We start from the raw sequence: 24,443 nt of genomic DNA, 5'->3' as shown, positions 1-24,443 counted from the left end.
CAAACGATCGCATCGCTACAATTCACGGTTCGAACGCATGACGCCCGCGGCGGTGTATCCGCCCCCGAGGGTGAGCTTGGTACGGGAGCGCCGGTGCATGCGCAACCCGGATGAAGCCACGGCCTACAGTGAAGATGTCGCTTTCCGAAGAGCTTGGTCGCGACATTGTATCCTTGATGTCGCTAACCTGACACAGCCAATGGTTTTAGCGCGATTTCTGACCTTGATCTGGTCGTGGGCCGGACAATCCGTGTAGGCTCCGGCCAATTGAGGCGCCCGGCGCACGGGCGACCGGCTGGATCGGAGAGGACGTATGCAGATCGACGCCCCCGCCGCCGCCATCCAGGGCGAGACCCTGGCGGAGTTCCTTCGCCGTCGGCGCGGGATCGCGACAGTACCGGCACCGCCGCGCGCCAGCGGCGGCGCGGCGGAAGCGATCTGGCGGGGCGGGACGGTCTCGGCGATCGACCTCGCGGATGCGGTCGCGGCCTTTCACGGGGTCCCGCGGGCCGACCGCCACGCGATCGCCGAACTTCCCCATGCCCTCGACGCCCTGTCCCGCGACTTCTTGCGCGAGGCCTACCTGTATCCGGTCATGCGCGACGGGCACCCGCTGCTGGTGACCGCGGACCCCGGCCATCTCGAACCGATCCGCGCGGTCGCTCTCGCGCTTGGCCGGGCGGTGCCGCTGGCGGTGCTCTCGTTCGAAGAAATCGAGGAGCTGTTCGAGCGCAGTCGCCCCGCCGACGTGCCACGCGACGAGGTCGAGAGCGAGACTGGGGCGGACTACGCCCTCTCCGACGACATCGAGACCCTGCAGGATCTCGCCCGCGGTGCCCCGATCGTGCGCGTCATCGACGGGCTGCTGGAGCGTGCGATCCAGGCGGGCGCCACCGACATTCACATCGAGACCGGGCGCGAGGAACTGAAGGTCCGATTTCGCGTAGACGGTCATTTGCGGGCGCAGCAGACGCTCCCGCGTCACATGGCAGCCGCGGTGATCTCGCGGGTGAAAATTCTAGCCGGCCTCGACATCGCCGAACGCCGCCTGCCGCAGGACGGGCGCACCAACGTCAAGATCGGCAACACCGAGGCGGATCTGCGGGTCGCGATCATGCCGACGCTCTACGGCGAGACAGCAGTGCTCCGCATTCTGCTGAAGGACACGCGGCTACTCGACTTCAAGCGCGTTGGCCTGTCCGACCGCGACCGCGACGCGGTGGTCAGGCTGCTCGCCGAGCCACACGGCATCATCATTGTCACCGGCCCCACCGGCAGCGGCAAGACTACGACGCTCGCCACCGCGATCTCTCTGCTGAACGATCCCGCGCGCAAGATCGTCACCGTCGAGGACCCGGTGGAGTACCAACTCCCCGGAATTCACCAAACCCAGATCAAGCCGGCAATCGGCCTGACCTTCGCCACCGCTCTGCGATCGTTCCTTCGCCACGACCCAGATGTGATCATGGTCGGCGAGATGCGGGACCGCGAAACCGCGGCGATCGGCATCCAGGCCGCTCTCACCGGGCACCTCGTGTTGACAACACTGCACACCAACAGCGCGGTCGACGCGGTGGTGCGCCTCGTTGATATGGGCGTCGAGCCGTACCTCATCGCGTCGAGCCTGCGCGGGGTGATAGGCCAGCGGCTGGTTCGTCGCTTGTGCGAGCGCTGCCGGGTTCCAGATCCAAAGGGCCTCGCGGTCGCTCGCGACCTCCGCGCCCGCCGTGGCGGCCCCGAGGCGACGGGCCACAACTTTCACGTAGCGACCGGCTGTGCCCATTGCAACGAGAGCGGCTTCCGCGGACGCATCGGCGTGTTCGAGGCACTCGCTGTCAGTGACGACTTGCGTGACCTCATCCGCGGCCAGCCAGATCCCCGCATCTTGCTCCAGGCGGCGCGTGCGGTCGGCATGACTACGATGCTTGACGATGGGATCGAGAAGGCGAGCCTCGGGCTCACCTCCCTCGACGAGGTTATGCGGATTTCGGGATGATGCTCTCTACCGGGATGATGCCGGCCACGATCCGGCCCGCAGCGACCGCGATGCAGACGATCGGCGCAGCGCTGCTCGACTCCTTTGTTGCGACCCTCCGGCCACTCGTTGCCCGCTTCTCGACGGGCGTGAGCCACGTCGTCTTGATCGCGCCGGATGGACTCTTGCTCCACAACCTGCGGAAAGATTGTCTCGGCCCGCCGCTGCATCTGGCCGACGACGTGCGCGCACCGGAGGCGTTCCACGCGGGCGCGGTGCAGTTGAGACTGCCGCCGGAGGTGTTCCTGACGCGCTCGCTGCGCCTTCCCGATGCCGGGCGAAGTTATCTCCAGCCGATCATCGCACACCGCTTGGAGCGCCTGACGCCATGGCGAGCGGACCTCGTTCTCTATGCCTACAGCGTCGTCGACGGCGTCTCCGAGGATGGCACGATCGGTGTCGATCTGCTCGCGACTTCCGTCGATCTCGTGGCGCCGTTCCTGGCGCGCCTCGCAGGTGCGGGGCTCACGGCGACGGCGCTGGGCAGTGCCGCGGAACCGCTCGACGCGCCGCTACGCTTCGACCTTTATAAGGGGCGTACGCAGGCTTCCGACGGCCGCCTTCGGGCGCGTATCGGCCGCGGCTTCGCAATCCTGCTCGGCGGGCTCGCGACTGCCTGCCTGTTCTCGGCGATCGTGGCGGCTTCGGCCACATCGGACGCAGAGGATGTCCAGCAGCGGCTGACGGCGCTACGCACGAAGCTCGCGCTGCGCGGCGTGCCTGGTACATCACGCGAACGTATCCTGATAGAGGGCAAGCGCGCCGATACTGCGACGATCGTGCTCATCGACAAGCTGAGCCGCGCCTTGCCCGACGACACAGTACTGCGCGAACTCGACATCGATCCGATCCGGATTCGCCTCGTGGGCCGCTCTGTTGATGCACCGGCGCTGATCGCACGCCTCGAAGTGGATGCCGGATTGAAAAACCCGCGTTTCGCCGCGCCGGTGATCCGCGATGCCGACAGGCGGGACGCCTTCGATCTGGTAGCGACCCGCAGCGATGCGCCGGGCGCGGCGCGATGACGCTCGCGGAAGCCCGTGACGCCCGCTGGTTCGGGCCGCTTGCCGTCGCGCTGTGCGTTGGCATACCGCTACTGTTGCTCGCAATCACGATCAACAACCTCGCGCGCTGGTTGGAGGCCGGTGCCGAGGTGAATATCGCAGTCAGCCATCTCGCTCAGGTCGAGTCGAGGATCCGGGCAGAAGCCGGTCGTCCGGTGCCGACGCGCAGCGACCTCTCGGCCCTTTATCTGACGGCGGAAACGGGGAGTCTCGCGCGCGCGGAACTACAGCAGCGTCTCGCCGGCCTCGTCGAACGCGCTGGTGGCCGGCTGATCGAGGTTCGCGGCGACGAAGCACCCGACGCGGCGGCTCAGCGCAGCATTCAGCTTCGCCTCAGCCTCGACATCGGCAACGAAGGGCTGTTCGATCTGCTCAAGGAGGTCGAGACCGGCCTGCCGCTGCTGACGGTCGAGGCCGTGAACATCCGCCCGGTGTCGGGGCGTAGCGCGGGGGGCGAGGAAGCCAATCCGACCCTGCGCGTCGCACTCGCGATCCGCGGCTACCGCCGCGAGAGCACGAAATGATCTGCCCGTATCGTCATGCCCGACGCCGTGCCTGCGCCACAGGCGCCGTTCTGGTTCTCGTCCTTCTCGAATCGGCGATCGTGCCGACGTCGGCTCAAGTCGCGGACGACCGCCCGCCACCAGGCCCAGCGCAGAACCTGAACCCGCTAAGCACGCTCGATCCCGCGACGCTTGATGCCTTTAGGGGACGGCCGCTCTTCGCACCATCGCGCCGACCGCCACCACCGCGACAAGTTTTTACGGCTCCACCGGCGCCCGTGGCGATCGAAGCTCCGCCGCCGGATCTGCGCCTCGTCGGCGTCGTCGCCGGTGTGGACAAAGCTGTCGCGATCCTGCGCCGTCCTACAGGCGGTTCTTCGCTCAGCCTCAAACTCGGCGACTCGATTGAAACATGGCGTGTCCAGGCCATCGGCCCCGACCGCGTCACGCTTCGCGACGGGACGCGCGAGACCACCTACCGGCTCTTTAGCGTAGGTGCATCGAGCCCTCCGGGTGCACGTCCCGGCGGTCCTCCGCCGATCGGCATTCCGCTAGGGCGATGAGCCATCTTGGTGCTCGGCGGGCTCCAATGGGGTACCGCCGGCCACTATCGGCGAAGGATTGCCCCGCGATATTCACAGACAGCGGGCATGATTCCCGTCCGACTACCTAGAGCTCAACCGTGATTGGCGTTTTAGAGCATCGCCAAACCTTCATGCCACGCGGCAATCTCACGATGTGATCCCGCTGATGGGATGGCTGATGGCCTGCCCGCACTTCCTCGACGTCGTGTCGTCCACGCCGGGCATGGTCGGGCCTGCGATCTCCGCGAACGTTTCGGCGAGCTGGCGTATTTGATCGCGCGCGTCGCTCTCAATGTCGGCGCCGGTTCTACCTTCGGTCGATACGACGACCGAACCCGTGATCCGGCCCGCCTCGCTGATGAGGGTAAAGTTGAACCTGCCCATGCGGCTGCGCCGCACGACGTAGTGGACCTTCGACATCGCCCGCCTCCGGCAAAATGTTTCTGAAGGTGCCTACGGTGCGAGATGTGCTCAAGTTTCGAGAAAGTGTCTCGATTCGGGCCGGCGATCCGAGTGGCCGTTGCGTATGCCGAAGATCGAGATCGGCGCTCGTCCACACACGCCCTCGGCAGAAGCCGCGCCGAACCGACCGCGAGAGCGATGAAGATAGGCCCGCGCCGATCGCCGAATGGTCAGCCTTTTTCAGGACCGCATTCGGCGACCCACGTTTCGCGCCGTCGGAGAGCGATGCCCTGCCCTCCGACGACGATACCTGTGCGTCGATTAGCGCAGGGTTCCGTTGAGGCCGCCGGGGAAAAAGCCGCCCGGGCTCTGGGTGGTGTTGAGGTAGACGATGTTCAGAACTTGGCCGGGGGTGCGGGCGAACACAAGGCCCTGGGCGTTGGTCGGAACGAGGTTCGCGTCCGAGAACTGGAAGCCCGGGGTCGCAGACTGAGTTCCGCTAATGCCCTGGTCGAGGTCGGTATTGCCGTCGAGCGAGTCGCGAGCGTTTGAGATCGCGTCCGCCTGATTAATCAGGCCCTTAGCGTACAGCGTAGTGCGGATAATGCCAGCGTGATAGGCCTCGACCGCGAGGATGCTGGCAGCAGCGCTTAGATAGGTCTTGTTCTGGATCGCGCCGGCAGCGCCGTTATAAGCGGTGACTCCAACATCCTCGAAGATGAAGGAGGCGAGAAGGAAGTTCGTGTCATTGGCGTAGGCGTCGAACCGGTCGTTCGCGCCGATCAGGCCGGCCGCGCGGGCGGCGGCGGTGAAGGCGAAGTCGATGTCGAGGCGAGGACGGCTGACGGCGGCGCTGCCCAGTGCAGCACGCAGGAAGCGGACGTGGGCCTCCTCGTCGGCGGCGATCTCGAAGGCGTACTTGCGGACGTTCGGATCGGTGAACGGCACGGCCCGGCCACCGCCGTTGACAGCGCCGATGGCACCGACGCCCTGCAGGTCGGCAGCCTTCAGGCCGGCCCCGTTGACGGCGTTGAGGTAGAATTCGGCCTCGAGATACTCGAGGTTGAGTGCGAAGTTCAGGATGTCCGCGTCAGTGACGTTCGGCGGCAGACTTTGGGCCTGGGACCCGGTCGTCGTGTTACCGAGGATGGCGGCGCCGGCGATACCAAGGCCGAGCGTCTGGAGGAAGGCGCGACGGCCCTTTTCAAGGTTGACGACGCGAGTGCCGGGCTCGAGGCCCGCAAGCTCGCTCTCTGCAGTGTTCTGCTTGTCGATCATGGTCCGTTTTCTCCCAATGTGTCGCACGCCTAAAAACTGCGGCGTCGACGGCGAAGTTAGCGGTAACGCGATTCGCCACAATGACCGGTTTACTAAAAGTGGCTTAACTGTGTAGCATTTTCTTTGACTGTGTCTAATCAGGCACGCGATAGTAAGAAAGCTGTTGTAGGGCGCTCGTCCCGGTGGGCACGGACAGAAATGAAGGGTACGTTAACGAAAGGCCGAGATCGGAAAAATTTCCCATGTCTTTGACGCGGCTATCCTTTGCTCTGGTTTGTTTCGCGGGACTCCTCGGCTCCGTCGCCCTCGCCCGTGATATCGCCCCCCCGCGTGCCAGCCTTACAGGCCCGGAAACGGAGGTGGATCTGTCGGCGCGTCCGCTGCGCCGGACCGTCGCAGGCAAGCCGTCGCGGGATGCGGTCGTTGCGCCTGATCGTGGCGAGGGGCGGACCTACAATTTTAGCCCTGAGGACGTCGAGGCGACGGCGGGGCTTGGCTCCGACGCGGTGGAGATCGGGGCCCAGCCCAGCGAGGCCGGCAGCTACCGTCTCAACTTCGAGCGGGCTGAAGTGAAGGATGTGGTCCACGCCATTCTGAACGATACGCTCGGCCTCAACTACACGATGGCTTCCGACGTCGCCGGCCAGATCACGATCTCCTCGCCCCGGCCGATGACGCGCGTAGAGCTGCTCTCCGCGCTGGAGACGGTGCTGTCAGGCCAGGGCTACACCATGACCCGCAACGCGGCCGGCTACCGCATCACCTCGGCCGCCACCAGCATCGGAAACGTCAGCTTCGGCAACGCGCAGGTGCCGGGCTACGGCGTCTCGGTTGTTCCGCTGCGCTATGTCTCGGCCGCGGTAATGTCGAAGCTCGTCTCGGGTTTCGTCACCGAGGCAGACGGCCTGCGCTTCGATACCGGGCGCAACACCATCATCGTGAAGGGACCCGGCCCGCGTCGCCAAGAAGCGGTGAGCGCGATCCTGGCCTTTGACGCGGACTGGATGCGCGGCCAGTCGGTGAGCCTGTTCGAGCTGCGTCGTGCCCGGCCGGAGGCAGTAGTCGCCGACCTGACGCAGCTGTTCGACACTGGCGAGAACGGGGCGAGTTCGGGCCTGATCCAGTTCAAGCCGATCACGCGCCTGCGCGCCGTGATGGCGATGTCGAAGAACCCGTCCCTGATCCGCCGGGCCGAAACCTTCGTGCGCAAGCTCGACGGCACGGTCGAGGCCGCCGAGGAGACGGTGTTCATCTACAAGGCGCGTTACCGCGACGCGAAGGAACTGGCGCGCGTCATCAACGGCCTCTTCGGGACCGGAAACTCCAACATGAACACCAACACCCCGACTCAGGGCGCCGGGCTCGGGGGCCTCAACGGGGGCGGACAGGGGCAGGGCCGGAATTTTGCCGGTGGCAATCAGGGCGGTGGCCTGAACGGCGGAAATTCCGGCTCTGGTTATGGCAGCCTCGGCCAGGGCAATTCCGGCAACCAGGGCGGCAGCCAGCAGAACACCGGCGCCGACCTCCTCCGGGCGCGGTTCGCCTCAGCCTACGGCGACTCGGTGCAAAGCAACGGCATGGCCGATGGCGGCCCAACGGCGCTCGGCGGCGGCAGCGACAGCCTCGACCTGACCCGGCGCGGCAACGGAGCGCGGCGCGTCTCGATCAGCGCGGACCCGTCGAACAATTCGGTCATCACCTATGCCGACGGCGAGACCTACCGAAAGATCAACGCAGCGCTCCGTCAGCTCGACGCGACCCCGGCGCAGGTGGCTGTAAACGTAACCATCGCCGAGGTGACGCTCACCGACCAGCTCAAGTACGGCGTGCAGTACTTTCTCGACTCTAAGAACATCGGGCTAGGCAAGGGCAAGGGATCGATTGGCCTGCTGAGCGCGGCCGCGGCGACGGCCGGCGGCGCCACCAACGCGCTGACGGCAGGGGCCGGCGGCGGCTTCAATTTCCTTGTCGGCGGTTATTCCGGCCCGGACGTGGTGCTCTCGGCGCTCGACGGCTTCACCGACGTCAAGATCCTGTCTTCGCCCTCCCTCGTGGTCATTGAGAACCAGCCTGCCTCGCTCCAGGTTGGCGATTCCGTGCCGATCACCACTACGCAGGCACAGGGGATCACCGTGCCCGGCGCTCCGCTCGTCAGCCAGGTCGAGTTCCGCGACACCGGCATCATCCTCAACGTAGTCCCCCGCATCGGCCAGAACGATGCCGTGACCATGCAGATCGAGCAGGAGATCTCGGCGGTGGTCGGCGCTTCGAACACCCTGACGCCGACGATCTCGAAACGCCGCGTCGCGAGCACGATCTCGGTGGCTAACGGACAGACCGTGCTGCTCGCCGGCCTGATCAGCGAAAAGCGGCAGACCTCCCGCGACGGTATCCCGTTCATCGATCGTATTCCGAACGTCGGTGACTTGTTTAGCTCCGTCGACAACGGTGCCCAGCGCACCGAACTCGTGGTATTCATCCGACCCGTGGTGGTGCGATCGGGTCGCGATGCACAGCGGGTCGCGGAGGATTACCGCGGCAAGCTGCTCGATGCAGGCGCTCGACGCGGTGCTGCGCTGCCCGCCCGCCGCCCGGTCTACAAGCCCTGACCGACCGCGCATGTTCGTCAGACGCGTCGAAACGACCGATTTCGCAGGGCTCGTGATCGCTGTTGCCGTCGCTGGCGCGGCGTTCGCGACTTGGGTCGGTCCGGGGCCCATCGCGACGGGAGTCGTCGCGCTCGCTCTGGCCATAACCGGCCTGCGGATCGTCTGGCAGGATCTAGCGGATTTCACGATTCCCGACGCCGCGACTCTGGCTATCGGACTGATAGGCCTCACGGCACGGATCGGCGACGGCGCCTATCTGGGCGAGACTCCAGTTGTGAGTATCGGCTTGGCGGCTCTCGACGCCGCGATCTGCGGCGGCGTCCTGCTCGGGTTGCGCGAGGGCTATTACCGTCTCCGCGGCCATGACGGCATCGGTCTTGGCGACGTGAAGCTCGCGGCTGCCGGCGGCGTCCTGCTCGGCACCGTTGGGCTCTCCTGGGCGGTCCTCGGCGCGAGCCTGACCAGCCTCGCCGTGGTCGGCGCAGGCCGCATGCTACCCGCTCTGGCGCGCGCGGTTCCGGTGACCGACCGGATCGCCTTCGGCGCCGTCCTCGCCCCCGCGCTTTGGGCGACGTGGCTCGTCGGACAGATCCTACCCGGCGTGCTGGGGCACCCGTAGATGTCGACCTTCGCCTACATGGCCCTCGATTCGGCGGGCAAAATCCTGAAGGGGACGATGGAGGCCGAGGCGAGCGGCGAGGTCTTCGCCCATCTCGACCGGATCGGCTGCACCCCGATCTCGGTCAAGACGGAAGCCCGCGGGACGCGGCCGGCCGGGCGCTCGCTGCGGGACTGGTTGACGCCTGACCCGCGCCCCGAGGACATCACCGGCCTGACGCTGGATCTAGCGATGCTGCTCAAGGGTGGCGTTGCGCTCACCGAGGCGCTTCAGATCCTCTCCCAGATGGAGAGCCGGAGCTGGCTTGTGCGGGTGCTGCGCGACCTTCATGCCGCGCTTAGCCACGGCAAAAGCCTGTCGGAGGCGATCTCCGCTCACCCGAAGCTATTCCCTCCGATCTACGTGAAGATGGTTGAGGTCGCCGAGACCTCCGGGCGACTGGAGGAGGCATTGAGCGGGCTCGCCGTCGAGCGCCAACGGGGCGAGCGCCTCCGAAAGCGCTTCATCTCGGCGATCTCCTACCCCTGCTTTCTGGTGGTCGCAGCGGTGGGCGTGCTGTTCTTCATCCTGATCTACCTGATCCCGAAGTTCGAAGTCGCGCTGCAGGGCTTCCGCGACAAGATCGATCCATCGGCGCTGGTGGTGTTCGAGATGTCGGGCTTTCTCAACCGCAACCTCGACGTCGTGGTGCTGTCGATGGCTGGTCTCCTAGGGGGCACCGTCTTACTTAACCGGATCGGCAGCGAGCGCGGGCTGTGGCTCGCCCTGCTCGCGCGCCTGCCGTTCAGCCGGGCGGTACTTGCCAACGAACTCACCGTCACCTTCTGCCGGACGCTGGCGATCTTAGTGCGCAACCGCGTCGATATCTCCACCGCGCTCCGCCTGATCCGTGGCGTCGTGCGCTTGCCCGGTGCTGGCTCCGAGATCGACCGGGTCGTCGCAGACGTGCGCCAGGGCCAGCGCCTCTCCGAAACCTTGTCGCGCGGAAAACTTTTCCCCCGGCACGTGGTGCAGATGCTGCGTGTCGGTGAGGAATCCGGCGATCTCGCCGACAGTGCCAGCCGCGTCGCGGTGTTCTACGAGGCCAAGCTCGACGCGGCTCTGGGTCGTGTCATAGCGGTGGTGGGGCCGGCGGTGATGGTTCTGGTAAGTCTTCTGATCGCGTGGCTCATCATCTCGGTTATGACCGCGCTCATGAGCATCAACGACCTGCTGGTCTGAGGTTTCGTCCCGATGATGGCTTCCGTGCGTTTCCGCTTCGATCAATCCGTGCGTCCCCGGCGCGATGCGCAGGGCGGCTTCACCCTCGTCGAGCTGCTCGTCGTGCTGGTGATCCTCGGCCTCGTCATGGGCCTCGCGGGTCCGCGAGTGCTCGGCTACCTGTCGAGCTCGCGCGAAAAGGCGGCCAAGCTCCAGATTGAGTCCTTCGCCTCGGCGCTCGACCTGTTCTACCTCGACAACGGCCGTTACCCGTCGACGAGCGAGGGCCTGCAATCATTAGTGCAGCGCCCGTCCGCCGCGGAGAACTGGAGCGGTCCCTACCTCAAGCAGGGCAGCGTTCCCGCCGACCCCTGGGGACATCCCTACGAGTACCGGACCCCAGGCAAGACCGCCCCCTACGCCATCCTCTCGCTCGGCGCCGACGGCGTGAAGGGCGGCAACGGCGTGATCGGCAAGGAATGACGGCCGGGGTTCGAAGCGACTCGCGCAAGCGCGGGGCGTCGGCGGGCTTCACGCTAATCGAGGCGCTCGCGGCCTTTGCGATCGTAGCTGTCCTGAGCCTCGTGGTGCAGCGGGGCGTGGTGCAGTCGCGCGCCGGGCTCGTGGCGGTGGAGGATAGGCTCGCCGCCGAGCGCGTCGCCCGCTCGCTCCTGGCCGAACCTTTGCGCGTATCGGACATCGGCAGGGGCGGACGCACTGGAACCCTGGACGGCTACCGCTACACCATCTTCCTCGCGGCCCTGGAGCTTCCTCTACCCGAGGCCGAGCGGGACGCGGAAGGCGGCTGCCAGCAATCGGCCGGCTCCTGCGATCCGGCAAGCCCCGCCGCGCGCATCCGCTGGACGCCCATGCGCCAGGATATCGAGGTTTTGACCCGCCGCGGAACGGCCGTAACGGTCGAGACGATCCGCCTTGGGCAGACGGCATCGGCCGATGGCGGGGGGCGGTAGCATGATCGCTGCCGAGACAGGCCCGTGGCTGTCGCGATCCGGCCGGAACCGGCGCGTTTCCGAACCTCCGGACTCGCGACGCGAGGCAGACTGAAAGTGATCCGTATGATGGGCCTCGAGATCTTCCTGAAGCGCTTCTCGAAAGCCGCGCGACCGATCCCGAATCCGATCCCTCCTGAGCCGGAGGCTGCCTCTATCGCGTCTGCACCGGCCCCGATGGAACCGGCGCCCGCCGCAGACCGCGCGGTCTCGGGCGAGCCGGTCGCACCAGGCGAGACCACCTGGCGGCAAGTGCTCGACCCCGACTGGGAGGCACGGCGCCAAGTGCTCGACTGGAAGGGCCTACCGCCGGTTCACGACTATGTAGCCCGCCTGATGACCGGCCGCTCCACCGCCGAGCGCGGTCTATGGCTGGACTGGACCCTCGACCGCCACCTCGCCCCGCTGCGCGAGCGGCTCGGCCGCAACCTCAGCCTCGCCTCGTTCGGCTGCGGTCCGGGCGGGATCGAGGAGGCAATCCTGCGCCAGGGACACTGGCCTCTATCGAAGATCACGCTCTACGAATATGACGCGGCCCTGCTCGCGGACGCCCGGCGCAAGATCGAGCCGTTTCCGCTCGAATCCGAGTTTCTAGCCTTCGATTTCAACCATCCGCCTCCGATCGACCGCAGCTTCGACGTGGTGTTTTTCTGCCACTCCCTGCACCATTGCGCCGACCTCGAACGGTTCCTGCCCTTCCTCAACCGGATCGTCTCGCCGGACGGGCTGATCCTCGGTCTCGATTACTTCGGGCCGCCGCGCCTTCAGATGGATCGGGATGCCCGCCGGCTCGCCGACGAGATCTTCGGCTACCTGCCCGCGCACCTGCGGCGGAACCTAAAAGCGGAGCAGGAGGACCGGATCGATGCCCGCTTGACGCTGCCGACCATCCCGGCGGTAGCCAGTTACGATCCAAGCGAGGCGCCCCGCAGCGCCGACCTGCGCTCGATGCTGTTTGCCGCCTTCGACGTGGTCGAGGTGCTGCCGATGGGGGGCACGCTGCTGCGCAACCTGCTCGCCGACCGCGCCGGAAATTTCCGCAGCGAGAGTGACATGGCGATCCTCGACCTGACGATGATGATCGAGCGGATGGCGATCGAGACCCGGCTCGTGGCGTCTGACGACCTCTACTTCGTGGTCAAGCCGACCAACCGGATCTGACCCTTGCCGCTTCGGAGCCGGTCAGCGCTCCCAAGCGGTGACGTAGTACGGTGCCTCGCGGACCGGAGCACGGGCCAGGGTAACGGCGACGCTGCGGTTGGCGGCCGCCACGGTGGTGACCATGACGCGGACGCGGAAGGCCGTGCCGCGTGTCGTGGTGATCAACGGCTGCTGCTTCGGCAGCAAAAGCTTGAGCCGATCGTCGATCGTCGCACGCGGCGCAGCACGCAAAGCCACCACCTGCGCGACGAGGCTCGGACTCATCTCGGGCAGCGCCATCAGAACCGTCGCGGAGGCTTCCAGCACGTTCACGCGGCCCTGGACGTTGTCGACGGTGAGCAGGGGCGCGAGGGCGGCTACATCGTCGTCCGTGACGTCGGCCAACCAGCGGAGTTCCGCCACGGTACGGAAGCCGTCTTTGCCCCGGCCGACGGGCTTGGCCGCGAGGTTGATCTTGGCCGGATCGGCGTTCGCCGGCGGTTTGTCCTCGTAGCGGTCGCGCCATTGCACGACGCGGGCGGCGAATACCTCAGGCTTTAAGCCGGTCAGCCCAACGGCGCGATACGCGCCTGCCAGCAGCATGGGATCAGACCAGTTCAGGTCGATCCGGCCAGATTCGTCGACTGCGGACAGGGTGATGGTGCCGCCGTCGACGGCGATCCGCTGGTCGCGGATTCGCGCCGTCGGGAGTTTCAGTGCGAACAGTTCGTGGGCCGCGAGGTCGATGCCGGAGCGGACCATCGCGTCGAGTCTGAGGTCGTCGGCGGTACCGCGCACGCCATTGATCGCTGAGCGCACCATCAGCGCCGTCCCGCCAGCAAGGCTCAGGAGCAGGGCCATGATGCCGAGCACCGCCACGAGGATGAAGCCGTCCTGCCGGCTGCGCATCTCAGCGCCCACCCGCAGCGGCCATGCCGGCCGTCGGCACGCCGGGCTCGCCCTGGTCCTCAAGCGAGCGAGGATCGATGCGGCTGCAGAACGCCTTTCGCGGTGCGGCGCAGCCCGGCTCTGCCTCGATCCGTAGCGGGACGCGAAGGCTCGACAGGATCTCCCCGCTTGCGGGATCGGTGAAGGCGACGCGCACGGCGATCGGCAACGTTTCGGCCGCGGGCCAGACGTCGACCAACAGTTCGGGAGCGCCTTCGCCGGGCGCCACCACATAGGCGAAGCGGACCAAGGCCGTGCCAGCGTAGACTGTGTGCGCGGGCGCGAAATCGAGTGCGGCCTCCTCGCGATCGAGGGGCGAGAGCGGCGCCTCGGCGCGAAGCACGGTGCTGCCGTCCTTCGTCTCGGTCCCCTGCAGCAGGATCGCGAGGCTCCGGGGCGTGCGGTCCGCATCAGTTCGGTCGAGGGAGAACAGCATCCGGTCGGGCAGGCCCGCGAACACGAAGTTCCGTTGGCCCGGCCCGGCCCAACGCGCGCGCGCGATCGACCCGATGTCGCGGGCGAGCGCGGCCAGAGCGTGGCCGGCGACGTCTAAGCGTTCGGTGCGCTCCGCCGTCCGGTCGGCCTGCCGCGACATTAGCCCGAGCAGTGACCCGATCGCGACGAGGATGATCGCACCGATCGCCATCGTCGCCAGCGCCTCCAGAAGGAGGAAGCCAGCCGAACGCAACCGCGCGGGCGGGACGCGGCGACGTCGCGCGGTGTGTGTTGCGCGGGCGTCCACCTCACTCGTCAAGACGTGTGCCCCGGTCAATCACGATCGCTGCGGTCTGCGGATCGACCCGGACCGACAGGATGCCGGACCGGTCGGCCCGCATCAGAAAAATCTCTCCGCCCGACGCCCGCCCGTCCGGCAGGAAGCGGATGCCGTCGAGCCCCGCGCCGGAGATGCGCAGAAACAGGTTGGTTGGGATGGCGACTACCCCATTCTCGGCGCTGGACAGCACGCGGCCGCCCGCGAGATCGACGACGCTTGTCACCGGGCGCCCGCTGCGGACGGCTTCATCGCGGTCGGCCCTAAGAATCGCCGCGATCTCGAACCCCTTAACACGCAAGCTCGTCGCGCTCCCCGAGAACGACACACGCGGCAAGGCAAGTGCAGCGATCAGGCTGATGATCGCCAGGACCAGCGTCATCTCGATCAGGGTGAAACCCGCATGGTTCGCGCGGTGGGAGGCGTCGGCCGGTTTCATGCGGTGTTTTGAGAATCCTGGCCCTGCGGCGGAACTCCAGCCGCAGGAAGTCTGCCCCATGGGGAAGCACTTGCATCCGAGCGCGTCGAATTCGAGGCGTCGCGTGAGGTGCTCAGATCCAGTGTTCGGCAAAATCGCGGTCCAAGTCGAGGGCGATCGTGTCCGCCAGCACGGCCAGAGGATCCGCGCCGGGCATGAGTACCGCCGTCCGGTGCACAGTGCCTGCGCACCAGCTTTCTGCATGGGGCATGATCAGCCGATACAACCCTGGCAGGTCCGCGGCGATCTCGAGGGGATAGGCACGATGAGCCGCGATCTCTGATGCGACCACCGGCAGCCCCATGGCGAGCGCGAGCGCAATGCCGCACGCGACGCCCTGCCGGCGTTGCGGGGTCAGATAGAGGTCGCTGGCCGCCAACAGGTCGAAGAGGTCGGCACCGCCAAGGGACGCGAACGTCACGAGGTCGGTAGGCTCGTCGGGACAGGAGACGGGACCACGGCTGGCCGCGACGAAAAGAGGTCGGACTTTAAGTGCGGGATCGGTGAACGGATATTCGGTGGCAAGTGCGACGAAGTCCTCAATGCCATCGTCCCGCGCGTCTCCTGCGTCCATGCCGAAGAGATTGATCACGACGAAGCGCCCGGTGAAACCGAATTTTTCGCGGAGCGCCGGGCGTCGCACAGCCCAGGCCTCGGACCATGCCGCACCCGCCGGGCGGTCGTGGGCAAGCAGCACCGTCTCCTGCCCGAACAGGGCGTCCCGTGCGGACGGCGACGTCGAGAAGACGCGGCGCGCCAGCGCGGCGTGGTAGCGCTTGTCGAGGATCGCGTCCGCCCGCGCGTCGCGACAGGGCCCCGATCCCGGCGGCGCGTCGCCGTGATCGACGCAGTAGACGAGCGGCCGCCGCCCGAGATGCTGCGTCACCGCAAAGAACGGCGCGGTGTGGGCGACGACCGCATCGACGCCTTCGCGCGTCGCGAAGACCGCCGCCTCCGCGGGATTCGCAAGCCGGACCCGACGGCGATCTGGGTCGGTGGTCACGTCCTCCCAGTCGGGGCCACCGAGGATGACCTCAAAGCCCCGCGCGGTGAGAAACGCCGCCTGATCCGCCACCCACCGGCCGATGCCGTCTCCGGCGCTCAGCAGCAGAACCCTGCGAACGCCGGAGGGCGGACGCCGCCATGGGGGAACCACCCGCGGCGGAACGGCGAGGCCCCCGATCCTCTCCCGCGACAGGTTCGGATTGTAGAACGGATCGTCTCGGATCACCGCCGCGTGTCGCCGCCGCACGCGGATCGCCTCGCGGACGTTGCGGCCCTGGTCCGCCCGGGTCGTGGAGGCGCCGCGCGAGAGCGATTCGTGATGCAGTAGCAGCGGCTCGGCGACGTAGAGGTTGCGGTATCCCGCAGCCTGCGCGGCGCAGCAGAGGTCCACGTCGTTGTAATCGATCCGCAGCAGCGGGTCGAAGCCGCCGATCTCCACGAAGACCGAACGCCGGATCGCGAGGCAGGCCCCGGTAACGGCGCTCATCTCACGGGTCGCATCGAGGGCGCGCGCAGTCGCCTCCGGCAGATCGACGAGGGCATGCGCGCCGACGCCGGCGATGCCGAGGACGACGCCGCCATGCTGCACCGTCTCGCTCGGATAGAGCAACCGCGCGCCGACGGCGCCCGCCTCCGGCCGGGCGGCGTGGACGGCGAGCCGGCGCAGCCAATCCGGCTGCCGGACGGTGGTGTCGTTGTTGAGGAAGACGAGGATGTCTTCGTCCGCGCCCGCGGCGCCGGCGTTGCAGATCTCGGAGAAGTTGAACGGGCCGGGCGAGGCGACGACGCGCAGCCGCGAATCCGACGCGACCTCCGCGAAGTATCGCGCCGTCTCATCCTCCGACGAACCGTTGTCCACGATAACGATGCGATAACGCTCGGACGGGTAGTCGGTGCGTGTTAGAACGCTGTCGATGCAGGCCCGCAGCAGGGCACTTCGGTCCCGCGTCGGGATGACGATCCGGACGGTGGGCAGCGGCTCCAACAGGCCGTCGGGTGCCTCGGTCGCGTTCTGCGACGGATCGGGAACGGGCTGGTTCGTGCGCGATGGCGGCACCGCCTCGTCCACGGCGCGGTGGTGGAGGATTAACGGGATGCGGATCACCCGCGCGGGGTCGAGCCCGAGCAGCAGGTCCGCCCAGGCCCGGTCGGAATCCCCGAGGCGGCCCGATGCACCCGCCAGCATCCTACGGGTCGGCGGGGCGATGCGCAGGGCGATCACCGAGCCGGCATAGGGCACCTGCCGCATGAGCACGGGCGACATGGCGGGCGCGAACACCGGCGCATGCCGCGCCCCGATCCCATCGATCCGGTCGTGATCGCTGTAGGCGCCGAGCGCCGCTCCATGGCCGAGCGCGGCCGCGAACGCGTGACAAGCGTGCGGCCGCAGCCGGCTCCCCCCGCTGGCAAGCAGCACGATGTCCCCGTCCGCCAGCCCTGTCAGCGCCTCGGCGATCGTATCGACGCAGGCGATTCGCGGCTCGGCGGCGACCTGGGCAACGATCGTCCTCCATGTGGCGCCGTCCATGTCCGAGCCGCGCAGCAGCATGGCGCGCCAGGAGGCACCGGCCTGACCTGCGAGGGCGCTCACGAACGCGCCGGCGCCGTCCCCCTCGACGACGACGATGCAATGCACGGTCGCCGGCACCGGTTCGGCGGCGATCCGCTCCAGATCCGCCGCTTCGAGATCGTCGTGGACGGCGAGCCAGCGCTCGTAGCGCGAGACGCCCGTCGGCCGATGGCCGCGGCGGAGACCCAGCCGAAGGTAATGGACGAGCGGGATCGGGAAGGTTTCGCGGTCGCGCGGATACGTGAGCGCGTAATGCTCGGCATCGAAGGCCGGGCCGGGGTCCCGCAGTTCGGCCGCGCCGTATTCGAGGTAGTGGGCCAGCGCATCCCATCCGCCCCTGGCGACGTCCGGGTAGGTGTCGCGGTACCACGCTTCGTCGAACAGCCCGCTGGTGCGGATCAGGTAGATCAGCGACGCGTCGTCGTCCCGCAGCCAGACCGGGCATCCGGTCCCGGCCTCGCCTGCCTCGATCGCGTGCAGGAAAGGTGGCAGCGGACTCGTACCGGCCGCGGGGACGGCGTCGAGGTAGCGGCGCGTGTCGAAGTTTGGCCCGGGATCGCGATGCTCGTTCAGGCCGTATTCGCAGAAATGCGCCAGTGGGCCCGGCCCGAAGCCCGCGAGTTCGGGATAGGTCGCAAGATACCATTCGGCGTCGAACAGGCCGGAATCCTGAACGCGTCGGGTATGATCCGCGATGACCGGATCGACGCGCGGACGACGTTTGCTGCGAAAGAACTTCATCGCGTCCTGTTCCGCCCACCCTGTGTCGCCGACCCGGAAGCGCCCTCGACGCGGCAAAGACAACGTGCCGAAGCATCGCGCACCGGGATCGGACCCGCCTCCCGCTGTCCACGCGCCGACAGCGTTGTGGCCAGTTCGGTGAACGAGGATGCGCCCGAACGAAGGTTTGCCGCCGCGCGCGCGGTCAGTCGAGATCGAACACCCACCCCTCACCCTCGGCGCGAAACCCGGAATCAGCGAAGACGTCGGCACAGGGTGCGTTCCTGTCCGTCGTGAGAAAGCACGCCGAGACCCGGGTCGAACCGTCCCGCTTCAGCCCGTCGATGATGCTCGCCAGCATCCGCTGCTCGATGTCGAGCCCGACGACGCGGCAACTCATGACGAGTTGTTCGATCGCGGCGCCGCGCAGGAGGACGGCGCCGACGAGGCCGTAATCGGTGAAGCGGTCGGCGACCGAGAAGGCATGGATCACCACGCCCTCCTGAAGGGCCGCCTGCATCGCCTCCGAAGTCCACCGGTGGCCGGTGGTGTTGAACTGATTGGTCTTGTTGATCAGTTCGAGCGTGCGGGGAAAGCGGCCATGCCCGATCGTCGTGATGACGTCCGACGCGACCCGGATGTCGAGATTGTCCAGAAACTCGGTGCGCGAGACCGTCTTGCGGGTCTCCTCGCGCACCACCTGCGCCTGGATCATCTCGGTCCGCCTTCCGGATTCGTCCGAGATGAACGGCACCTGCGTCTCGGCAGACCACAGAAGCGTCCGGCGGATGCCGTAGAGGTCGGCCCCGAGCGTCCGGATACCCGGAAACGCCGCCTCGATGGCGGCCCGCTCGACCGGGTTGTCGTCGATGAACACGGTGCTCGACGGCAGGACGTTGACCTGTTGTAGGATCGCGGCGACGCTCTCGACCTTCGGATTCCAGCCGATCATCACGACCGCGAAGTCGGCGAGTTCCAGCCGGTCGCCGAGTTGAGAATCCCAGACGGCGCGGATCGTCGCGTCGTCATTCTTGCTCGCGATGGCGAGCACGATCCCCCTTGCCTTAAGGACGTCCAGCGCCTCGGCGAGGCCGAACGGCCAACCCTCGTTAGTCTTCGCCTCGCCCGCCTCCTCGGCGGGCACGCCGCGCCAGAGCGTGTCGTCGAGGTCGACGATCACCAGCTTGACGGGATCGATCTGCCGCAGCGTCCGGACCATAGCCTCGATCTCGGCGTGGACCGCATCGAAGAACGCGTCGATCCGCATATCGCTCTGCTGGCTGACCGGCGGCGGCGGGTGGAGGCGGGCGCGATCGTGGACGGCATCGAAATCGCTCAACGTCGAATTGTGGTTCAGCATCCAGAGATGCTCGTCCTGAACGTGGATGCGTCCGATCGTAGCCGAGATAGCGTCGAAGTCGAGGATGTAGCCGTTCGCATAGCCAGCGACGAGATCGGCGAGACTCTCGTTAAGGCGATCTATGAAATAGCTGAAGTTCCTCAAGTCGTTGCGCGGCAACAGGCGCCCGAGTACGTCCTGTTGCGGGCGAAAGTAGTTGACGACGAGGCTCGCGAGTCCGGTCTCGCGGTTCCAGCGCATCGCCGCGTCGAGGGCGAGGCTCAGGCGCTGCACGGCCTGATCGAAGACGATCCGGTAATCCTCGGTGCGATGATACTTGAGCTTGGCAAAATGCGCGTCGGCCAGCAGGGTGCGCAGCGGGATCTGGACGATCTGCACGTCGTAGGCGGCGATCGGCTGCGGCGGGGTGTCGGGCAGTCGTCCGATGTTGTTGAACAGGACGAAGTCGCCGGGCGTCGCCCCGCTGTCGTTCGAATGGGAGACCAGATCTTCGACGAGGCAGGAGCCGATCACCAGGATCCGCCTCAAGCCGGTTGGGGTCGCCCGCAGGCCGGTTGGGATCCGAAACTCCTTCGGGTCTCGGGAGCTCCGTGAACCTGCAACGGGATCGGCCAATACGTCCCCATCGCGCGACGGGGCGCTGAAAATCCGCCCCAAATCCGATCTCCGCGGCGACAAGAACCTCCAGAGCGACGTCATACGGTTTCCTGCTGGGCCGACGTAAATTTCGCCCGTGCCGTCTCCTTAATCGTGTCGATCGCGCAGTGGTATCCCGGTATCTAGAGGGCAACATGCGCGTCGCCTTCATCGTGCGCGCTGGTGCGTCGATGCCACCTTCTTATCCTGAAAGGCGTCCATCGCGTCGCAACCTGCTACCACGAGCTCACTCGAAAGAACGTCTTGGTTGTCGTCGTCGCCTTCTGGTGCTGATCAAGCCATGCCTCGAGTATGTTTTCGGGCTGCGCCGAATCGGACGGGTAGGGTTCTAGAGGCAGGCCACGTCGCCTACGCCGCGTTTTTTTTATTTTCTGTTGGCGAGAATCGGTTTCCCATCCGGTCCTGAAGCCGTGATGCATTTCGATTAATCGACACCCCCTACCCCTTATTGACCGACGCCGATTGAAGCGAACGGCCAATGGGATGCGATGAATGGGCTGGGGGTATGGGCCCCCTTGGTCTGGTGGAGCAGAGGCAGTGTGGCTGTGTCCCCGGGTGGGGGTCGGGACCGAGCGGTGCTGGTATCTGCCGGAAGGCCCGAGACAGGAGGTTGATGGCGATCGGTTCAAGGTCGGCAGTACCGGCCTAGACATACGTCGGCTTGATGCTGCCGGGCTGGCTCGTCCACGGACGGCCACCGTCTGGAACTCCACCTCGAACCTGAGCGGATTCGTTGGAGGGGTGCATCTATTCGTTGCCGCAGGGAGCGAGAGTGGTGCGGTCGACAGCCGGTTCGCTGAATGGCGGGGGGCGATGTTCCCGCCCTACTGGGTGGGGGCTGAAGCCAATGGGCCGGTAAGGAGGGTCACCCTCCTTTGGGCAGGCTTTTTGAAGAGCCATCAAAGGCTCGGTCTTTCCGCTGATGCGCTCCGCCTCGTCACGAGATCTGGACCTCGCACTGCGCCGCCACGGTCATCACCTTCCGAAGGCTGTTCCGGTGGCGCGTGACGCCCTTCGATGATCCTGCTGCCTGATGAGCTGCAGCCTGATCGCGGTGCCAGCGGACAAGCCACCGGAGCCAAAGGGCACGGTCGCCGGCGGGGAAGCGCATCAGCTCGACTGCGCTAGGGATTCGGGCGGCTCCCATCAATCGAACATCGCCTTCGCCAAGCGGAGCCGAGCGGGCAGCGCCTCGAAGCTTTTCTGATCGTAGTGCTCGAGCGTCGCCCGCAACTGCTCTGGCGTGACGCCCTGCGCCGGGGTGATGTTGTAGGTGTTCCCGCCCGTGCTCACGCTCATCGGCCGGCTGCCGGCTTCCCCCTTCGCGATGGGAACGACCTGGCCGTTCTGGTTCGGCACGAACAGCTCGCGGCCTTTCTCGCCGATCGTATACGGCATGCCCGCGGAGACAGGGCCGCCGCTGGCCCGGAAGAAGCTGCCGATGGTGTCGAAGATCGAGGTGCCCGGGAGAGACGGACCCTGGACCGGCAGGCCGCCGATTGAGCCAAGGCCTCCTGCGTTGCCACCTTTTCCGAAGGCGCCGATCGTCGAGCCGAGCAGGCCACCGAGCGCGTTGTTGCCTGCGCTCGCCGGGGCCGCCGTCTGGAGCAAGCCGGCGAGCGGCCCTTGCCCGGTAAACACCGCCTGGAAGGTCGAACGCTCGACCTGCTTCAGGATGTCCGAGAGGACGTTGCCGAAGCTCTTCCCCTCGATGATCGCGTCGGAAAAGCCATCCGAAAGCGCGTTGCCGAAAAACTTTGCGGCGTCGGCGGCCTGGCGCTGCTGCTGCTCCAGATCGGCGAGCTTGTCCTTGTAGTTCGAGGTCTCGGTCGCGGCTTTCACAATGGCCGCCGTCTGCGCGTCGGTAAGCGTCTTGCCGTTCTGGGTCGCGACCTCGTTGGCCTTGGCGATCTGGATCGCGACAGCTTTCTCGACGTTCGATTTGTTGAACGCCTCGGTCTCGGCCTTCAGTGCTGCCGCCTGCTTCTCCAGGGCGTTCGTGAAAGTCTCGATCGGGTCCGTCTCGGATGCGCCGCCGCCCCGGCCTTTCGGTTCATGGGGCGTGCGCTGGGCATCCTCGATGATGCTGAGCGGTCGACGAGGTGGGCCGCCAGGCGGGGGCGTCACGGTCGGGATCAGCGGCTCCGGGCCAATCGGCTTGTCGTACAGCGTGCGGCCGCGAGCTCCAGTGCCGGCGACGGCTCCGAGGTCTGCCCCAAGGCTGCCCTGTCCCTCGGTGCGCGTGCGGGGCGCCAAGGGTGATTGCAGGTCGGCGCCCTGTGGCACGTTCAGCGGCACCCTTGCCGCGGCGAGCACCTTATCGAGGAAGGTGCCAGCCGATGTTGCGGCCCTGGCCGTTGTCTCGGCGATCTTGAGGAACACGTCCAGCACCGTCTGGCCGGCGCCGGCGAGCGCCACCGAGACGTGCAGGGCCTTGTCGATCTCGTCCGCCGCGTCGGCGAGGCGGTCGCGGAACTCCTCCGCCGTCGAGACCTGCTCGCGCGAGACGAGGTCTTCGCGCTTCCGGTCCAACGCCTCGGCGATCGCCTCGATCTCAAGCCGGCCGGAGCGGATGCGGTCGGCCACGTCGCGCCCAAACACCTTGTCGGCGAGATCGATCGCGCCAACCTGCAGCCCGAGGTCGCGAAGCTCCTGCATGGCTGTGACTACGGCGCGAATACGTGCGTCGTTGTCTTTCGATCCGAGGTACTGCGAGAGACCTTTGGACTGGAAGTCGCCGGTGTAGCCACTTTCGAACACGTCGAAGAGCTGCTTCTTGGTCGGATCGGTCTGCTCGAACTTCGGAGTGAGCGTCTGCCCGGCCTTCTGAAGCGCCGCCTCGATCTGCTCGCCGCTGAGCTTCGCCTCCTTGCCGATGTCCTGGAAGCGCTGAACGAGCTCAACGCCAATGCCGGTTTTCTCAGCCGTGGCGCCGAGGGCTACGAACTTGTCGAGCTGCGCGTTGGCCTGACCCACGGCAGCCGAGACGACGGCATAGGAGAGGCCGACGGTGCCGAGCGCGACCGCGACGCCGCCGAGCGCCGGGACCTGCGCTAGGATCGTCGTCAGGGCCGTGCTGGTGCCGGCGACGCCAGCCTGCACACCGGCCGCCGCGGTCTTCGATCCGAGGGCGGCGGCGGTGAACGCCGTGGTGACGCTCTGAAGGGTGGCGGAGTCTTTCGTAGCCGCCCCCACAGTGGCGCTGCTGATCTTGCCGATGTCACCAGCGACCGACGCGGCGGCCTTGGCCGCGTTATTGGCGAGCGTGCCGATCGCGCCGCCGAAGCCGTTCGCGTTCGCTGCGCCCCCGCTCATGGCAACGCCGACCTGTGTCATGTTGCCGATGAGTTGCGACGTGAGCGTTGCCATCGCGGATTGCGCGCGGCTGGTGTCAGCTGCGAAGGAAATGACAAGCGGTTCAGCCATTGAGCGCGGGCCTCGTGCTGGCGTGTGTGATGGCCTTGGCCGCGGCCTCGTACATGGCAATCTGGTCGTCCCGACCATCGATGATGAGCAGGAGCGCGCTGCCCATCGTGCTCAGGGCAAGAGCCAGATCGCGAGCATCACCTGGCCACGCTGCTACCATCTCGCGAACGTGGTCCACGGCCTCGTCGCTGATGCGTAGATCGGGGGCGTTCATGCGGATCTCATGTCGTTGATATTGCAAACCGGGCTGGGCGCGCCGAAGGTTCGTCGCACCAGATGACCAGACGATCGATTTGGTCGTGGAGGCGCGCATATCTCTCCATCTCGGTTTTGAGCCCGTGATGCGGGAGGCATAGGCCCCACCAGTTCTGCGGCTCGAACACCGCTCCGCCATCCACGACTGGGATCTTGTGGTCGACGACCTCGACAGGCCTCAGCCGACCGATCTGCTCGCACCACTGACAGAATGGGTGCTCCCGCCGATACGCTTTGGAGAGGCGGTCCCATCGCGAACTGTACCCCCGCTCTCGCGGGGAGGTCCTCTTGGGTCGGATCATCCTTGCTGTGTGTGCAGGTGACCGCTTGCGGAAGATCTCTGGCATGGGCTGTCTCAGGCGGCATGAGTTCGCTCCCCGACGGAGCGGTGGGCCCGTGGTTGGCAAATGCGATGTGTCAGGTCGGCGATGTCCGCGCGCGTATCCGGATAACGCCGGGCGATGGCGGCCAGACCTGCACTGACCTCACGCCACCGAGCATCATCTTGATCAGCGACGGCGGCGCCGAGTGCGGTGCGGTACTCGGTTGGCAGACCTCGCCACCACCGCCACAACGACATGCGGGGAACCTCGAACCGCTCGGCTACACGGCGAAGGCTGATGCCGGCAGCGCAGGCCGCTTCGATCGCATCACGCTGCGGATGCGCGCCGACAATCGAACGGCGACCTGGCTTTCTGTGGGCAGAGATGTCGAACGACACGCGGGTGGGCTCCTCCGGCTGTCCGGATCGAAGGCCCGCGGCTGACCCTCTCTCGGGCCTGCCCTATGGCATGTCGATCACTGGCTC

General features: G+C 66.8%; 19 protein-coding genes. 9 read left to right on the top strand and 10 right to left on the bottom strand.

Going from position 1 to position 24,443, the window contains the following annotated elements; translation table 11 throughout:
- Window positions 1-313: 313 nt before the first annotated feature.
- The 3 genes from FV230_RS03010 to gspM are packed head-to-tail and all read left to right on the top strand — an operon-like array spanning window position 314 to window position 3,623.
- Window positions 314-1,996 carry an ATPase, T2SS/T4P/T4SS family gene (locus FV230_RS03010; protein ID WP_147841194.1) on the top strand — a complete coding sequence of 561 codons (1,683 nt, stop codon included), beginning with the start codon at window positions 314-316 and terminating at the stop codon, window positions 1,994-1,996.
- Window positions 1,993-3,060, top strand: a complete 1,068-nt coding sequence (locus tag FV230_RS03005; protein ID WP_147841193.1) for a PilN domain-containing protein — start codon at window positions 1,993-1,995, stop codon at window positions 3,058-3,060. The genes FV230_RS03010 and FV230_RS03005 overlap by 4 nt, the downstream gene beginning before the upstream one ends.
- A complete protein-coding gene (gene gspM / locus FV230_RS03000) occupies window positions 3,057-3,623 on the top strand; it encodes a type II secretion system protein GspM (RefSeq protein ID WP_147841192.1) in 567 nt (188 codons plus the stop codon). Before FV230_RS03005 ends, gspM begins: the two co-directional genes overlap by 4 nt.
- Before the next feature lie 710 nt (window positions 3,624-4,333).
- On the opposite strand, the gene FV230_RS02995 is transcribed toward gspM, so the two are convergent.
- Both FV230_RS02995 and FV230_RS02990 read right to left on the bottom strand, forming a co-directional pair.
- Window positions 4,334-4,606, bottom strand: a complete 273-nt coding sequence (locus FV230_RS02995) for a hypothetical protein (protein ID WP_147841191.1) — start codon at window positions 4,604-4,606, stop codon at window positions 4,334-4,336.
- A gap of 303 nt (window positions 4,607-4,909) precedes the next feature.
- On the bottom strand, window positions 4,910-5,866 hold the full coding sequence (locus FV230_RS02990) for a ferritin-like domain-containing protein (RefSeq protein WP_147841190.1): 957 nt from the start codon (window positions 5,864-5,866) through the stop codon (window positions 4,910-4,912).
- Between the two features lie 359 nt (window positions 5,867-6,225).
- Between FV230_RS02990 and gspD the strand changes: the two genes are divergently transcribed.
- The 6 genes from gspD to FV230_RS02960 all read left to right on the top strand — a co-directional run bounded on the left by gspD (window position 6,226) and on the right by FV230_RS02960 (window position 12,465).
- On the top strand, window positions 6,226-8,475 hold the full coding sequence (gene gspD, locus FV230_RS02985) for a type II secretion system secretin GspD (protein WP_246694706.1): 2,250 nt from the start codon (window positions 6,226-6,228) through the stop codon (window positions 8,473-8,475).
- Window positions 8,417-9,094, top strand: a complete 678-nt coding sequence (locus tag FV230_RS02980; protein WP_187275362.1) for an A24 family peptidase — start codon at window positions 8,417-8,419, stop codon at window positions 9,092-9,094. The genes gspD and FV230_RS02980 overlap by 59 nt, the downstream gene beginning before the upstream one ends.
- A gap of 57 nt (window positions 9,095-9,151) precedes the next feature.
- Complete coding sequence (locus tag FV230_RS02975; RefSeq protein WP_246694705.1) at window positions 9,152-10,315, top strand: type II secretion system F family protein; 1,164 nt, start codon at window positions 9,152-9,154, stop codon at window positions 10,313-10,315.
- Between the two features lie 12 nt (window positions 10,316-10,327).
- Window positions 10,328-10,777, top strand: coding sequence for a type II secretion system major pseudopilin GspG (gspG, locus tag FV230_RS02970; protein ID WP_147841186.1), 450 nt, complete (start codon window positions 10,328-10,330; stop codon window positions 10,775-10,777).
- Window positions 10,774-11,265, top strand: a complete 492-nt coding sequence (locus FV230_RS02965; protein ID WP_147841185.1) for a prepilin-type N-terminal cleavage/methylation domain-containing protein — start codon at window positions 10,774-10,776, stop codon at window positions 11,263-11,265. Before gspG ends, FV230_RS02965 begins: the two co-directional genes overlap by 4 nt.
- Before the next feature lie 216 nt (window positions 11,266-11,481).
- Window positions 11,482-12,465 (top strand): class I SAM-dependent methyltransferase, encoded by a 984-nt coding sequence (locus FV230_RS02960; RefSeq protein WP_187275361.1) that lies wholly within the window; start codon window positions 11,482-11,484, stop codon window positions 12,463-12,465.
- A 21-nt stretch (window positions 12,466-12,486) separates the two neighbouring features.
- Here the strand turns inward: FV230_RS02960 and FV230_RS02955 are convergent, their stop codons facing one another.
- The 8 genes from FV230_RS02955 to FV230_RS02920 all read right to left on the bottom strand — a co-directional run bounded on the left by FV230_RS02955 (window position 12,487) and on the right by FV230_RS02920 (window position 24,356).
- Window positions 12,487-13,353 (bottom strand): type II secretion system protein GspK, encoded by an 867-nt coding sequence (locus tag FV230_RS02955; protein WP_147841183.1) that lies wholly within the window; start codon window positions 13,351-13,353, stop codon window positions 12,487-12,489.
- A 1-nt stretch (window position 13,354) separates the two neighbouring features.
- On the bottom strand, window positions 13,355-14,038 hold the full coding sequence (locus FV230_RS29350; RefSeq protein WP_187275360.1) for a prepilin-type cleavage/methylation domain-containing protein: 684 nt from the start codon (window positions 14,036-14,038) through the stop codon (window positions 13,355-13,357).
- Window positions 14,039-14,135: 97 nt separating this feature from the next.
- Window positions 14,136-14,603: a GspH/FimT family pseudopilin gene (locus tag FV230_RS02945; protein ID WP_187275359.1), complete on the bottom strand. Its 468-nt coding sequence runs from the start codon at window positions 14,601-14,603 to the stop codon at window positions 14,136-14,138.
- A 112-nt stretch (window positions 14,604-14,715) separates the two neighbouring features.
- Window positions 14,716-18,210 (bottom strand): glycosyltransferase, encoded by a 3,495-nt coding sequence (locus FV230_RS02940; protein WP_147841181.1) that lies wholly within the window; start codon window positions 18,208-18,210, stop codon window positions 14,716-14,718.
- A complete protein-coding gene (locus FV230_RS02935) occupies window positions 18,143-19,825 on the bottom strand; it encodes an HAD-IIIC family phosphatase (RefSeq protein WP_147841180.1) in 1,683 nt (560 codons plus the stop codon). The genes FV230_RS02940 and FV230_RS02935 overlap by 68 nt, the downstream gene beginning before the upstream one ends.
- 1,275 nt (window positions 19,826-21,100) lie before the next feature.
- Complete coding sequence (locus FV230_RS02930; protein WP_147841179.1) at window positions 21,101-23,380, bottom strand: hypothetical protein; 2,280 nt, start codon at window positions 23,378-23,380, stop codon at window positions 21,101-21,103.
- A complete protein-coding gene (locus tag FV230_RS02925; protein ID WP_147841178.1) occupies window positions 23,373-23,693 on the bottom strand; it encodes a hypothetical protein in 321 nt (106 codons plus the stop codon). Before FV230_RS02925 ends, FV230_RS02930 begins: the two co-directional genes overlap by 8 nt.
- Before the next feature lie 297 nt (window positions 23,694-23,990).
- Complete coding sequence (locus FV230_RS02920) at window positions 23,991-24,356, bottom strand: hypothetical protein (RefSeq protein WP_147841177.1); 366 nt, start codon at window positions 24,354-24,356, stop codon at window positions 23,991-23,993.
- Window positions 24,357-24,443: the final 87 nt, after the last annotated feature.

The sequence above is a fragment of the Methylobacterium sp. WL6 genome (assembly GCF_008040095.1).
Classification (GTDB): Bacteria; Pseudomonadota; Alphaproteobacteria; order Rhizobiales; family Beijerinckiaceae; genus Methylobacterium.
The sequence above is the reverse complement of the archived record's forward strand: the minus strand, read 5'-3'. Positions and strand labels throughout refer to the sequence as shown.

Excerpts from the sequence above, each read along its gene's own strand:
- FV230_RS02945 (WP_187275359.1), bottom strand. The coding sequence starts at position 14,603 with ATGAAACCGGCCGACGCCTCCCACCGCGCGAACCATGCGGGTTTCACC.
- FV230_RS02965 (WP_147841185.1), top strand. The coding sequence starts at position 10,774 with ATGACGGCCGGGGTTCGAAGCGACTCGCGCAAGCGCGGGGCGTCGGCG.
- FV230_RS02925 (WP_147841178.1), bottom strand. The coding sequence starts at position 23,693 with ATGCGCGCCTCCACGACCAAATCGATCGTCTGGTCATCTGGTGCGACG.
- FV230_RS02990 (WP_147841190.1), bottom strand. The coding sequence starts at position 5,866 with ATGATCGACAAGCAGAACACTGCAGAGAGCGAGCTTGCGGGCCTCGAG.
- FV230_RS29350 (WP_187275360.1), bottom strand. The coding sequence starts at position 14,038 with ATGGCGATCGGTGCGATCATCCTCGTCGCGATCGGGTCACTGCTCGGG.
- FV230_RS02980 (WP_187275362.1), top strand. The coding sequence starts at position 8,417 with ATGCAGGCGCTCGACGCGGTGCTGCGCTGCCCGCCCGCCGCCCGGTCT.
- FV230_RS02955 (WP_147841183.1), bottom strand. The coding sequence starts at position 13,353 with ATGCGCAGCCGGCAGGACGGCTTCATCCTCGTGGCGGTGCTCGGCATC.
- FV230_RS02960 (WP_187275361.1), top strand. The coding sequence starts at position 11,482 with ATGGAACCGGCGCCCGCCGCAGACCGCGCGGTCTCGGGCGAGCCGGTC.
- gspG (WP_147841186.1), top strand. The coding sequence starts at position 10,328 with ATGATGGCTTCCGTGCGTTTCCGCTTCGATCAATCCGTGCGTCCCCGG.
- FV230_RS02975 (WP_246694705.1), top strand. The coding sequence starts at position 9,152 with ATGGAGGCCGAGGCGAGCGGCGAGGTCTTCGCCCATCTCGACCGGATC.
- FV230_RS02995 (WP_147841191.1), bottom strand. The coding sequence starts at position 4,606 with ATGTCGAAGGTCCACTACGTCGTGCGGCGCAGCCGCATGGGCAGGTTC.
- FV230_RS02930 (WP_147841179.1), bottom strand. The coding sequence starts at position 23,380 with ATGGCTGAACCGCTTGTCATTTCCTTCGCAGCTGACACCAGCCGCGCG.
- gspM (WP_147841192.1), top strand. The coding sequence starts at position 3,057 with ATGACGCTCGCGGAAGCCCGTGACGCCCGCTGGTTCGGGCCGCTTGCC.
- FV230_RS03010 (WP_147841194.1), top strand. The coding sequence starts at position 314 with ATGCAGATCGACGCCCCCGCCGCCGCCATCCAGGGCGAGACCCTGGCG.
- FV230_RS03005 (WP_147841193.1), top strand. The coding sequence starts at position 1,993 with ATGATGCTCTCTACCGGGATGATGCCGGCCACGATCCGGCCCGCAGCG.